General features: G+C 70.7%; 9 protein-coding genes, 1 tRNA gene and 1 other RNA gene. 5 read left to right on the forward strand and 6 right to left on the reverse strand.

What is annotated here, in order from left to right; genetic code table 11:
- Positions 1 to 103: 103 nt before the first annotated feature.
- The 3 genes from ATL42_RS11150 to ATL42_RS11160 all read right to left on the reverse strand — a co-directional run bounded on the left by ATL42_RS11150 (position 104) and on the right by ATL42_RS11160 (position 3021).
- A complete protein-coding gene (locus tag ATL42_RS11150; RefSeq protein ID WP_098455402.1) occupies positions 104 to 766 on the reverse strand; it encodes a methionine ABC transporter permease in 663 nt (220 codons plus the stop codon).
- Entirely contained in the window at positions 763 to 2001 is a 1239-nt protein-coding gene (locus ATL42_RS11155) for a methionine ABC transporter ATP-binding protein (RefSeq protein ID WP_098455403.1), read from the reverse strand. The genes ATL42_RS11150 and ATL42_RS11155 overlap by 4 nt, the downstream gene beginning before the upstream one ends.
- A gap of 120 nt (positions 2002 to 2121) precedes the next feature.
- Positions 2122 to 3021 carry a MetQ/NlpA family ABC transporter substrate-binding protein gene (locus tag ATL42_RS11160; RefSeq protein ID WP_098455404.1) on the reverse strand — a complete coding sequence of 300 codons (900 nt, stop codon included), beginning with the start codon at positions 3019 to 3021 and terminating at the stop codon, positions 2122 to 2124.
- A 307-nt stretch (positions 3022 to 3328) separates the two neighbouring features.
- Between ATL42_RS11160 and ATL42_RS16430 the strand changes: the two genes are divergently transcribed.
- Positions 3329 to 3484 (forward strand): hypothetical protein, encoded by a 156-nt coding sequence (locus tag ATL42_RS16430; protein ID WP_169925398.1) that lies wholly within the window; start codon positions 3329 to 3331, stop codon positions 3482 to 3484.
- 107 nt (positions 3485 to 3591) lie between these two features.
- Here ATL42_RS16430 and ffs read toward each other — a convergent pair.
- An RNA gene (ffs, locus tag ATL42_RS11165) (signal recognition particle sRNA small type) lies at positions 3592 to 3688 on the reverse strand.
- Positions 3689 to 3848: 160 nt separating this feature from the next.
- Here ffs and ATL42_RS11170 point away from each other — a divergent pair.
- Positions 3849 to 3933: transfer RNA gene (locus ATL42_RS11170), tRNA-Ser, on the forward strand.
- A gap of 133 nt (positions 3934 to 4066) precedes the next feature.
- Entirely contained in the window at positions 4067 to 5560 is a 1494-nt protein-coding gene (locus ATL42_RS11175; protein ID WP_098455405.1) for a GGDEF domain-containing protein, read from the forward strand.
- A gap of 19 nt (positions 5561 to 5579) precedes the next feature.
- Here the strand turns inward: ATL42_RS11175 and ATL42_RS11180 are convergent, their stop codons facing one another.
- Together ATL42_RS11180 and ATL42_RS11185 are read right to left on the reverse strand one after the other, a co-directional pair.
- Positions 5580 to 6902 (reverse strand): M1 family metallopeptidase, encoded by a 1323-nt coding sequence (locus tag ATL42_RS11180; protein ID WP_098455406.1) that lies wholly within the window; start codon positions 6900 to 6902, stop codon positions 5580 to 5582.
- A gap of 13 nt (positions 6903 to 6915) precedes the next feature.
- Positions 6916 to 10842 carry a Pls/PosA family non-ribosomal peptide synthetase gene (locus tag ATL42_RS11185; RefSeq protein WP_098456523.1) on the reverse strand — a complete coding sequence of 1309 codons (3927 nt, stop codon included), beginning with the start codon at positions 10840 to 10842 and terminating at the stop codon, positions 6916 to 6918.
- Positions 10843 to 11043: 201 nt separating this feature from the next.
- Here ATL42_RS11185 and ATL42_RS11190 point away from each other — a divergent pair, with 201 nt between their 5' ends.
- Entirely contained in the window at positions 11044 to 11340 is a 297-nt protein-coding gene (locus ATL42_RS11190; protein WP_098455407.1) for a type II toxin-antitoxin system VapB family antitoxin, read from the forward strand.
- 25 nt (positions 11341 to 11365) lie between these two features.
- A complete protein-coding gene (locus tag ATL42_RS11195) occupies positions 11366 to 12049 on the forward strand; it encodes a LytR C-terminal domain-containing protein (RefSeq protein WP_098455408.1) in 684 nt (227 codons plus the stop codon).

A 12049-nucleotide genomic window follows, 5' to 3' on the forward strand; every position in this document is an offset into this window, starting at 1 on the left:
GCCACCTTAGACGGTGGACCTGACAGCCCGCGGCGGAGCGCGCGGACCGGCTGCGAGCCCGCCGCACGATCCGCGACGTGCGTCCGACGGGCGCCGCGCACCGTCACCGGTGCAGAGCCTTGCGCGCCAGACGGTTCCCGAGGAGCTGGGCGAGCTGGACGATGACGATGATCACACCGAGCGAGACGAACGTGACCTCCCAGTTGAACTTCTGGTACCCGTACCGGATGGCGAAGTCACCCAGACCGCCACCGCCCACGAGGCCAGCCATCGCCGACATGTCGATGACACCGACGAAGAGGAACGTGTACCCGAGGACGAGCGGCGCGAGCGCCTCGGGGATGAGCACCGACCAGATGATCCGCAGCCGCGAGGCACCCATCGCCCGCGCTGCCTCGATGACGCCCGGGTCGAGGGCGACGAGGTTCTGCTCGACGATCCGCGAGAACGCGAAGGCCGCGACGATCGACATGGGGAAGATGACGGCGGTGGTCCCGAGCGTCGACCCCATGACCTCGCGCGTCACCGGCGCGATCGCGGCGAGGAAGATGATGAACGGGATGGGTCGGACGATGTTGACGAGCACGTTGAGCACAGCGAAGACGGGACCGTTCGAGAGCAGGTTCCCCGTCCGTGCGACGTAGAGCCCGAGCCCGAGGAGCAGCCCCACGACGCCGCCGACGAGCATGCTCACGGAGACCATGTAGAGCGTGTCGCCCAGTGCCTCGACGAGGATCGGGCTGAGGAAGGTCCAGTCGCGGTTCATCGGTTCCCCCTGCGGAACGGTGCGAACGGGTTGAGGTGACCGCCGAAGAACGAGAGCCCGCCCACCTGGGCTGCGTTCTCCGCGTCCGTGGTCAGCGCAGCGAGCTCCGCCGTGCCGCCGTCCTGGCCTCCGTCCTGCCCATCCGACGGGGTCGAGCCCGTCCCCGGGTCGAGGTCCGGGTCGACGAGCGGGTGCTCGGCCGTCCCGAGGTCGACGACCCGGGTGTACCCCTGCAGCCGGACCACGGCACGCTCGACGTCCGCGGCCGCACCCTCCAGCTCCCACGTGAGGGAACCGAAGGGGCGCTCGGTCACCTCGCTGATCCCCCCGAAGATGATGGTCCCCTGCACGCGGTGCTCGGCCAGCACGTCGGTGATCCGACCGCCGGACGTGCCGTCCTCGTGGACAGACACCGTGATGAGGCGCCCGGGGTGCCGGTGCCGCAGGCGTTCCAGCACGTCGGACGTCGGCCGGTCCTTGATGGACGACTCGACGAAGCGCCGGGTGGCGCGGTGCCGCGGGTTCGCGAACACGGAGTAGACGTCACCGAGCTCGACCACCGTGCCTCGCTCCATGACGGCGACGCGGTCGCAGATCGACTTCACGACGTCCATCTCGTGCGTGATGACGACGACGGTGATGCCGAGGTCGTGGTTGACCTTCTTGAGGAGCGCCAAGACGTCCTGGGTGGTGTCCGGGTCGAGGGCGCTCGTCGCTTCGTCGGCCAGGAGGATGCGCGGGTTCGTCGCGAGCGCGCGTGCGATGCCCACGCGTTGCTTCTGCCCGCCCGAGAGCTGGCCGGGGTACTGGCGTGCCTTCTCCGCGATCCCGACGAACTCGAGGAGCTCCGCGACGCGCGCCGTGCGCCGCGCCCTGGACCACCCGGCGACCTCGAGCGCGTAGGCCACGTTGCCGGCCACCGTCCGGGAGGTGAGGAGGTTGAACTGCTGGAAGATCATCCCGATGCCGGCCCGGACGCTGCGCAGGCTGCCCTCGGAGAGGCCCGTGATCGTGCGGCCGTCGACCTCGATGGTGCCGCTGCTCGCGATCTCGAGCGCGTTGATGAGCCGGACCAGGGTGGACTTGCCTGCTCCGGAGTAGCCGATCACCCCGAAGATCTCGCCCTGGTGGATGTCGAGGGTCACGCCGTCGACAGCGCGCACCTCGCCGGAGCGGGTCGCGAACGACTTGGTGACCCCGCTGAATCTCACGATCGCGGGCGTTCCGACGCTCATGCGCTCTCCTTGTGGGTGGTGCAGGCCCCGCTCGGGAGCGGAGCGTCGGGCGGTCTCTCATCCTGCCAGGGACGCCGGGCCTGCGCTCAGGAGCGCGGGCCCGGCGTCGAGGTGCGCAGGTCAGCCGTTGCGCAGGCTGTCTTCGATGCCCGCGAGGATGTCAGCGAGCTCTGCTTCGTCCTGGTTCGCGATGAACGCGCTGCCGCCCGCAGCCTCCTGGAGGGCTGCCTCGACCTCGGCGTCGTGCGAGATCTCGACGAGCTCGTGGAACGTCTCGTTGTCCTTGTCCTCGGCGCGCGAGACCCAGACGTTGATGTACGGGAGCGCCCCCTCGCTCTCGGCGTTGTCCGAGAAGAGGGCGTTCTCTGGGTCGAGGCTCGCGTCCTTGATGAAGTCGTTGTTCACCACGGCACCGTCGATGCTCTCGAGGTTCGTCGCCGTCTGGGTCGCGTCGACCGGGATGACAGAGACGCGCGAGCTGTCGAGGACGTCCGCCTCGGTGGACGAGGACGAGCCGCCGTCCGCGAGCTCGATGAGGCCGGCCTCCTGCAGCACGAGGAGCGCTCGTGCGAGGTTGGTGGGGTCGTTCGGGATCGCGATCTCGGCGCCCTCGGGGATGTCGTCCACGGAGTCGTGCTTCGTCGAGAAGAGGCTCAGGGGGTAGACCGCGGTCGCACCGATCGGGGTGAGGTCCTCGTCCGAGTTGACGTTGTACTCGGCGAGGAACTGCAGGTGCTGGAACTGGTTGAGGTCGAGCTCGCCCTGTGTGAGGGCAGGGTTCGGGAGCGTGTAGTCGCCGAGGTCGATGACGTCGACAGCGATGCCGGCGGCCTCGGCCTTCTCCTGGAAGATCGTCCACTGGTCGTCCGCGGAGTTCACGACGCCGATCTTGATCGGCGCGTCGGTGTCACCGGTGCCGGTCTCCTGCTCGTCGGCGCCGCAGGCGCTCAGGCCGAGCGCGAGGGCTCCGGCGACGGCGAGGGCGCTGAACGCCCGGGGGAAGCGGTTCGTGCGGGTCATGAGAGGTGGTCCTTCCGGGGCGGCACCTGTGCGGTGCCGGTGGGGGCTTCGAGTCGTGGTGGTGCGGAGAGGCGACGGTGGGGAGCTGCGACGACCTCAGGACGCGGCGTGCGGCCGCGATCATGACGCCCTCGCACGAGGGGATGGGGACCTGGAGGTCCGCACGACGATGCGGCGGAGGCCGGTCGGCTGGTGTGCGGTCCAGGGGCACCGTCGTCGGTGTCAGAGAGGTGCCGCGCTGGGCGGCGTGCATCGGGGAGTGCCCGATCCGGGTGGGTCGCTAGGTCAGCGACAGCACCCGCTGGGCATGACGCCCACGGTGCGGGCCGACGCGCAGCACGTCATCGAGCAGCGCGGTGCGCTGGCTCGGACGTGGCGGGAGGTGCTCGGCGTGACCATGGGAGCAATCATGCGGGGCGATACCGGTGCGCACCACCTGCGCTCCAGAAATCTCACGGTGTGAACATTTTTAGGACCGCATCGCGGACAGAATCGCCTCGTACCGGACATAGACGGCCATCAGCTCGGCGATCGCTCTCGGTCGAGCGCACGAGAACACGCACGAGGGCATGAAAGGACCCCCCGCACACCCATCAGAGCTCACCTGCCCTTGCTGCCTTCCGGCCCTGGGGGAGTTCAGCAAGATGACGCCGCACGGGGGGTCGAGATGCAGCCTAACGCAGACGGACCCTCCAGGAGAAAACCGCCGGGGCCTGAGCTGCCCAGCGCGCACCCACCGCCCCAGGAGAGGAGCGGCGACAGCGCGGATTCGGTCTGACGCCCCGCGTCCGCTATTCTCGTCAGGCTGGGTACGCCCGGTGCACCACGGAGGATTCGCCTAGTGGCCTATGGCGCCGTCTTGGAAAGGCGGTTGGGTTAACGCCCTCGGGGGTTCGAATCCCCCATCCTCCGCAGAAGAACAGCACGGCCTCAGCACGGGAGGCCTGCGATCACCGCACGGTGATCGCAGGCCTCCCGTGTCATTTCGCCCCCCTCATGCGCGTTCGACGGCTCATGTGGTCCCCGCAGGTGCCGATGGAAGGGCATGTCCACGAGCAGCACCGAGGGTGCCAGCGCCCGATCGGCGCGCCCCGCCGTCGGCGCCATCGTCGCTGTCGCGATCATCGCGCCCGGTGGGTTCCTCATGATGGACGGCGTCCTCGCGGCCGTCGTGTTCTTCCTCTCGGCGCTGCTCCCCTCGGTCGCGATCGCCATCACCATGATCGTCCCGTCGCGGCGCCCCGAGGTCACCCGGCCGTGGCGGTGGGCGCTCGGCGGCTCGCTCTGCCTCGCCCTCGACGCCGCGATCTGGCTCCTGCGCACGGCGGAACCGTCGCTGCCCGAGGGCCTCGCCGTCGTCGCCCAGATCGCCGTCCTGCTCGGCTACACCGGCCTGCTCGTCGCGACGGTCCTTCTCGTCCTCCCCGCCATGCGCGACGACGGCGGCAAGGCCATCGACTCTGCCATCTTCGCGACCGGGGCAGCCGTGCTGCTGTGGGCCGGCGTCGTGGACACCGCTCTCACCGATCGCGTCGTGTCGTCTGTCGACCGGTCCGTGGCGCTCGTCGGGCTGCTCCTCGTGAGCGGCATCGCCGGGGCGATGGGCCGTGCGATCGTCACCTCCCAGCGCGCCCGCTTCACCCTCGGCTGTCTCGCCCTCGCGGCGCTCGCTGCGATCGTCGCCAACATGGCGCTCCTGGTCAACGTCGACGAGACCACAGGCGTGGAAGCCCCCTGGGTGGGAGCGCTGTGGGTCCTGTCCAACGTGACCTTCGCCGCCGCGGCCCTCCGCCCGCAGGACCTCACGTTCACGGCGTCGCACCGACCACGAACCCAGCGGCTGAGCTACCCGCACCTCGGTTTCCTGGCCCTCGCGCTCTCTCTCAATCCTCTCCTCGCGGCCGCCCGAGAGTCTGTCGGGGAAGAAGCGGACCAGGCTCTGCTCACCACCGGGACTCTCGTGCTCGTCCCGCTCGTCCTCGCCCGGGTGGCCCAGCTCGCGCGCCTCCAGCACCGGACGGAGCAAGAGCTCGCCCACCAGGCGACGCACGACGCGCTCACAGGCCTGCCGAACCGGCGCGCCGCAGACCAGCACCTCGACCAGACGATCCGCCAGGTCCGCGAAGGGACCCTGCCCGGTGCGCTCCTGTGCTTCCTCGACCTCGACAACTTCAAGGACGTCAACGACGAGCACGGCCATCACGTCGGCGACCAGCTCCTCGTCGCAGTCGCCGGCCGGCTGCAGGCCGTCGTCCGGGAGCGCGACCTCGTGGCACGGTTCGGAGGTGACGAGTTCATCCTCATCATCATCGGCGCCCCTGACGTCCTGCGGACCGAGACTGTCGCACGGATCCACCAGGCGCTGTCAGCTCCCGTCGACCTCGGCTCGACCACGGCCTCGGCTGTAGCGAGCATCGGGACGGCAGCAGTCCGCCGAGGGAACGAGCTCTCGGGCGAACAGCTGACGTCGATCGCCGACGCACGCATGTACGCCGAGAAGCGCCGCGCGACGCACGGCATCCCGGTCACGCCCGCCTGAGAGCGCGGCGCGAGCGGAGTCAGCGTCCAGGCAGCTGCGGGAGATGCTCGTCGTCGAGCCACGCAAGGAGGATCGACGCCACGCGCACCGCCAGCTTCGTCCCCCCGGCCGTGACCGCGTGCTCGGCCGCGAGGGAGCGGAACGCCTCCGTCGTGACGACCCCGTGGCGGTTGCGGGCGACCCAGTCGCGGACGAGGTCGAAGAAGGCCGAGTCCCCCATCGCCGTGCGCAGCGTGTGCAGCGTCAGAGCCCCACGCTTGTAGATGCGGTCGTCGAAGAGGTCGTCCGGGCCTGGGTCGGCCAGGACGAGGTCCTGGTCGAGCTTGTGGAGACGGGTCCAGAACCGGCGCGCGAGGGCGTCGGCCGTCGGGCCGCCGGAGGCCTCGGACCAGAGCCACTCGGCGTAGCAGGCGAAGCCCTCGTTGAGCCAGATGTGCTGCCAGCTCGCGACAGAGAGGCTGTTGCCGAACCACTGGTGCGCAAGCTCGTGAGGGACCAGGCGCACGGCGTCTGCCTCGTCGAGGTGATTGCTCCCGAAGATCGAGACCCCCTGAGCCTCGAGAGGGATCTCGAGGTCGTCGTCGGTGACGACGAGCGTGTAGGCGTCGAACGGGTACGGGCCGAAGAGCTCGGTGAAGAGAGTCATCATCTCGGGCTGGCGCTCCAGCCACCGTGTCGCAGACGACGCGTGCTTCCCGCCGACGACGAGACGCTGCGGGACAGGCCCGCCCGCGAGGACGATCTCGGAGTAGTGCCCGATCTGCACCGTCGCGAGGTACGTGCAGGTCGGGTGCGTCTCCGCATAGACCCATGTGGTGGTGGCCGCACGCACGCGTCGATCGACGAGCGTCCCGTGAGCGAGGACGAAGTACGGGCTGTCGACCGTGAGGGACGTCCGGTAGGTGGCCTTGTCACCTGGGCGGTCGTTGCACGGGAACCACGACGGTGCACCGACGGGCTGGCTCGCGACGAGAGCGCCCTCGTCGAGCTCCTCCCACCCCACAGGCCCCCAGGCGCTGGCGACCGGCCCAGGGTTGCCGCTGTAGCGGACGGTCACCGTGCACTCCGCACCCGCGGCGAGCTTCTCGCTGAGCCGCACGACGAGACGACCGTCCCGGTGGCGATACTTCACGAGCCGGGCCCCCGCGACGGAGAGCTTGTCGACAGCGAGACCGACCAGGTCGAGCGTGATCTCCTTGGCGTCCTCGAGCATCGTGACCTGCAGCGTCGCGGTCCCGCTCAGGCGGTTCGCCGAGACCCGGTACGTGAGGTCGAGGTCATAGTGCTCGACGTGAAACCCACGGCTCCCGTGAGACGGCTCGTAACGATCGGCGTCGCTCATTCGTGGACCACGGTCATACCGTAACGTCCGGGACGTCACGCGTGTGCCACGGGGCGATCGGGTTGCCTGCCCAGCGCGACCCGGCGGGCACGGTCTCCCCGCGCAGCACGAGCGACGCAGGCCCGACGACGGAGCCGGGCGCGAGCACGGCCGCCGGCAGGATGACCCCGCGGGGACCGAGCGTGGCCCCCTCCTGGAGCGTGACGAGGTCGAGGCTCATGATGCGGTCGTGGAAGAGATGAGTCTGGACGACGCAGCCGGGGCCGACCGTCGCCCCGTCGTCGAGCCGGACGAGATCGGCCTCGGGGAGCCAGTACGTCTCGCACCAGACGCCCTTGCCGATCCGTGCACCCATGCCGCGCAGCCACCACACGAGCGCCGGGCTGCCGTTGACACCGTCGGCGAAGAACGGCGCTGCGACCATCTCGGTGAACGTGTCCGCGAGCTCGCCACGCCATACGAAGGCGCTCCACAGCGGGTGCTCACCAGCCGTGACCCGCCCGACGAGCAACCGCTTGACCGCGATCGTGACGCCGGCGGCCAGCGCGCCCACGGCGAGCAGCACGAGCCCGCCGAGGAGCAGGGCTGCACCCCATCCGAGGTGGACGACGACCGCCTCCAGCACGAGGAGCACCACGACGCCGAGAACTCCGACGAGGACCGCCGGCACCGCGCGGCACGCCTCGACGAGACCGCGGGCGCGCCGCAGCGCTCGAGGTGGCGAGTAGGTCAGTCCGCCGTCGTCGAGCGTCGCCGCGCGCGGGAGGAGGACAGGCGGGCTGCCGATGTAGCTCGAGCCGGACCGTGTCTTGTTCGGTGTGGCGGACAGGACCGCGACGAGGCCGTTCTTCGGGACGGTCCGCCCCGGCGCGGTCATCCCGGAGTTCCCGAGGAACGCACGGCGCCCGACCTTCGCGACCGCGACCCGGACCCACCCTCCTCCGAGCTCGTAGGGGGCGACCATCGTGTCGTCAGCGAGGAAGGCTCCGTCCTTGACCCGCATCATGCTCGGCAGGCCGATCACGGTGGACGCCTCGACGTCCGAGCCGATGCTCGCGCCGAGCAGCCGCAGCCACGTCGGGGTCACGAGGGAGGAGTACAGCGGGAAGAGCACGGTGCGCGCCGAGTCCATGAGGCGTTCGGTGCACCACGCCTGCCACCCGACCCGCGAGCGCACCGGGTGGTACCCCTCGACGAGGCCGCGGCCGAGGAGCCGGACGATGACGAGGATGAAGAGGGCGTAGACGAGGTAGGCGAGGGCGGTCCCGCCGACGGTCGCGAGCAGGAGGGGGCCGGCGGCCTCGCGGAGCGTCTGCGTCCCACGGACCACGGGTGCGACGGAGAGGAGGCCGAGGGTGGCGGCGAGCGGGGCGAGCGCAGCGAGGAGAGCCGCGGAGACGCCGTAGACGCCGAGCCACCGGCGTGGCCGGGAGGGCTGCTCGGCGGGCCACGGGTGCCGGGCCCCGTGGACCCGGCGTGCCGGGGAGCCTGCCCAGTAGTCGCCGTCGCTCGTGCGTCCGTGGACGGCGGAGCCCGCAGCGACGTCGGTTCCTGCCCCGACGTGAGCCCCGGGGTAGAGGATGCTGCGGGCGCCGACGGTGGCACCGGCGCCGATGGTCACGCGTCCGACGTGGAGGAGGTCGCCGTCGAGCCAGTGACCGGAGAGGTCGACCTCGGGCTCGACCGCGCACCCTTGCCCGAGCACGAGCATCCCGGTCACGGGCGGGACGGTGTGGAGGTCGACGTCTCTGCCGATCTGTGCGCCGAGGAGACGTGCGTAGACCCCGACCCACGGGGCGGTGCCGTCCGTCAGCGCGCCGAAGCCTTCGACGAGGCGCTCGGCGGACCACAGGCGCAGGTGGACGGACCCGCCGCGCGGGTAGGTGCCGGGGGCGACGCCGGTCAGGAGGAGCCTGGCGCCGAGTGCGCTCACGCCCATCCTGCCGAGCGGGCTGACGGTGAGGAGCCAGCCGGCGACCACCCACCACCAGGACACGGGGACGGTCCACGGGACCTGCCAGGCGAGGTCGAGGAGGTTGTTCATCGCGGCGAGCGCGGTCGCCCACCGGAGCGCGACGAGGGTGCGCAGCGGCACGAGGACGAGGAGCTGGGCGACCTGGCTGGCGACCGGGACGGGGCCGACGCGCCGGATCTTCGCGGTGCCCGCCGCGGTGGCGTCTTCTGCGGAGAGGGGCGGCCAGCGTCTGTCGAGATAGGCCGCCAGGGCGCCGACCTCCGGGTGGGCGTAGACCTGGGCGACCGTCACCTCCGGGTAGCGGCCGCGCAGCGCGGAGACGAGCTGGGCTGCGGTGAGCGAGCTGCCGCCGTGGGCGAAGAAGTCGTCGTCCTCGCCGAGCGGGCGGACGCCGATGACGGTCTCCCACTGGTCGCCGACCCAGGCGGCGGTCCCGACGAGGGTCTCCCCGACGCCGCCGGTGCTGGGCAGCGGCCACGGGAGGGCGTCGCGGTCGACCTTGCCCGACGTCCTCGTGGGGATGTCCTCGACCACGGCGAGGAGCGGGATGAGCGATGCGGGCAGCTCGTCGCGCAGCGCGGCGAGCAGCGTGCCGGTGTCGAGCGTCCGGGAACCGGCCGGGACGACGTATCCGACGAGCACGGCGGTGCCTGCTGGGGTGCGCTGGACGGCGGCTGCTGCGGCGCCGACGCCGTCGAGCCCGAGGAGCGCCGCGTCGATCTCGCCGAGCTCGACGCGTCGACCGTTGACCTTGACCTGGTCGTCAGCCCGTCCGACGAACAGGAGGCCTGCGTGGTCGAGCTGCACGAGGTCGCCGCTGCGGTAGGCGCGTTCCCAGCCGAGGCTGGGCATCGGGGCGAACTTCACGGCGTCGAGCTCCGGGTCGAGGTACCGCGCGAGGCCGACACCGCCGATGATGAGCTCCCCCGTCTCTCCTTCGGCGACCTCTGCCCCGTCGGGCCCGACGACGGCGAGGTCCCAGCCGTCGAGCGCGAGGCCGATCCGCACGGGTTCACCGGGCTCGAGGGTCGCGGCGCACGCGATGACCGTCGCCTCGGTCGGCCCGTAGGTGTTCCACAGCTCGCGGCCTTCGCGCCACAGGCGGGTCGCGAGCTCGGCAGGCACCGCCTCGCCGCCGAAGATGAGCAGGCGGACCGCGTCGAGCGTCTCGACGGGCCACAGCCCGGCGAGCGTCGGCACCGTGGAGACGACGTTGATCTCGCGCTCGACGAGCCAGGGACCGAGGTCCGTGCCCGAGCGGACGAGCGAGCGAGGAGCCGGGACGAGGGTCGCTCCGCTGCGCCAGGCGAGCCACATCTCCTCGCACGAGGCGTCGAAGGCGACCGACAGCCCCGCCAGGACCCGGTCGCCGGGGGCGAGCGGCCGCTCCTGGAGGAACAGGCGCGCCTCCGCGTCGACGAGCGCTCCGGCGCTGCGGTGCGTGACCGCGACGCCCTTGGGACGGCCGGTGGAGCCGGACGTGAAGATGATCCATGCGTCGTCGCCCAGGCCTGGGCTCACGAGGTCGGCGGGGCTCGCGCCCTCGACGTCGTGCACGACACCGGCCCGGGCGTGCTCGCCTGTGCGGGTGACGGCTCCGCGGGTGACGGCTCCGTCGTCACCGACGACAGCCACCACCTCGGCTTCCTCGAACACGAGCGAGGCGCGCTCGTCCGGGTCGTCGGCGTCGACCGGGACGTACGCCGCCCCGGCGTGGAGGATCGCCAGGATGGAGAGGTAGAGGTCGACGGTGCCGGACTCCGCCCGGATGCCGACGCGGTCCCCGACCCGCACACCGGCGGAGACGAGCCGCCTTGCACGCGCCTCGACCGCCAGCTGCAGCGCCGCGTAGGTGAACTCTTCGTCGCCGTCGTCGATCGCGATGGAACCGGGGAACCGTGCCGCAGTCGCGGCGAAGATCTCGACGAGAGTTCGCGGCTCGGGGGCACGCGCCCCGGCTCGCATGCGGTCGGTACCGGCATCAGACGTCTGGAAGGTCACAGCTGACAGGTCCCCTGGTTCTCGAGCACGGCTTCTGGCACCGTGTGGCGTTCCCGCCTCGCTCGGATGTTCTCATGTCCTGGTGAACGCCCGGGTGCGCACGTGGCCGGACGAGCACGAACAGGCGTGGTTCGTCTCAAATCGACCTCCACCTAGACTGTCTCCATGATCTTCAAGCGGGTCGGCGAAGGCCGACCGTACCCGGACCACGGGCTGGTGACGGCCAAGGACTGGTCGACAGTGGCCCCGCGGCAGGTGCGGCTCGACGAGCTGGTGACGACCAAGCGCACCCTCAACCTGGATACGCTCCTCGCGGACGACTCCACCTTCTACGGAGACCTCTTCGCGCACGTCGTGCAGTACGAGGGCGTGATGTTCCTCGAAGACGGGCTCCACAGGGCGCTGCGCGCCGCGCTCCAGCAACGTTCGCTGCTCCATGCGCGCGTCTTCGTCATCGACTGAGACCCAGAGGCGGTAAATTTCTCGGATGACCACGCCTGACGACGTCAGAGACGCGCGCACCCTGCGACGACGACACAAGCACGAACGACAAGCCGTGATCTTCGGGGTGCTCATCGCATCCCTGGCTGTCACGGGGCTCACCGCGGTCGCGGTCTACACCGACACCATCGACCTGCCGTTCGACCGAGGCTTCAGCGCCAAGGAAGTCAAGCAGGACGTCGTCCTCGCCCAGCCGTGCATCCCGGAGGGCACCCTCCCGGTGCCGTACGACACGATCCCCGTCAACGTGCTCAACGCGACGAGCCAGGGCGGCCTGGCCGCCAGCGCCTCGTCGTCGCTCGCGGACCGTGGGTTCACCGTCGCGTCGACGGGCAACACCGAGGTGGTCGTCGAAGGGATCCGGATCTCCTTCGGGCTCTCTGGTCTCGCGTCCGCCTATACCGTCGCCGCTCACTTCGAGGACGCTGACCTCTACTACGACGCCCGCGAGGACGCGAGCGTCGACGTCTTGCTCGGGTCCTCCTTCGAGACGGTCAAGGCTCCCGAGGCTGTCACGCTCGACCCGACCGTCCCGATGATCTCCCGGGAAGGGTGCGTCGCGATCAACGAGATCACCCCGCAGGCGCTCCCGCTCGTCGCGTCGACCGAGGAGCCTGCCGAAGACGCTCCGGCCGACGAGGCCCCTGCCGAAGAGGTCCCGGCAGGCTGA

Source organism: Sanguibacter antarcticus (genome assembly GCF_002564005.1).
Taxonomy (GTDB): Bacteria; Actinomycetota; Actinomycetes; order Actinomycetales; family Cellulomonadaceae; genus Sanguibacter; species Sanguibacter antarcticus.

What these genes read in the sequence shown, in the direction of transcription:
- ATL42_RS11175 (WP_098455405.1), top strand. Translation starts at nt 4,067, where the DNA reads ATGTCCACGAGCAGCACCGAGGGTGCCAGCGCCCGATCGGCGCGCCCC.
- ATL42_RS11180 (WP_098455406.1), bottom strand. Translation starts at nt 6,902, where the DNA reads ATGAGCGACGCCGATCGTTACGAGCCGTCTCACGGGAGCCGTGGGTTT.
- ATL42_RS11185 (WP_098456523.1), bottom strand. Translation starts at nt 10,842, where the DNA reads ATGCGAGCCGGGGCGCGTGCCCCCGAGCCGCGAACTCTCGTCGAGATC.
- ATL42_RS11195 (WP_098455408.1), top strand. Translation starts at nt 11,366, where the DNA reads ATGACCACGCCTGACGACGTCAGAGACGCGCGCACCCTGCGACGACGA.
- ATL42_RS11160 (WP_098455404.1), bottom strand. Translation starts at nt 3,021, where the DNA reads ATGACCCGCACGAACCGCTTCCCCCGGGCGTTCAGCGCCCTCGCCGTC.
- ATL42_RS11155 (WP_098455403.1), bottom strand. Translation starts at nt 2,001, where the DNA reads ATGAGCGTCGGAACGCCCGCGATCGTGAGATTCAGCGGGGTCACCAAG.
- ATL42_RS16430 (WP_169925398.1), top strand. Translation starts at nt 3,329, where the DNA reads ATGACGCCCACGGTGCGGGCCGACGCGCAGCACGTCATCGAGCAGCGC.
- ATL42_RS11150 (WP_098455402.1), bottom strand. Translation starts at nt 766, where the DNA reads ATGAACCGCGACTGGACCTTCCTCAGCCCGATCCTCGTCGAGGCACTG.
- ATL42_RS11190 (WP_098455407.1), top strand. Translation starts at nt 11,044, where the DNA reads ATGATCTTCAAGCGGGTCGGCGAAGGCCGACCGTACCCGGACCACGGG.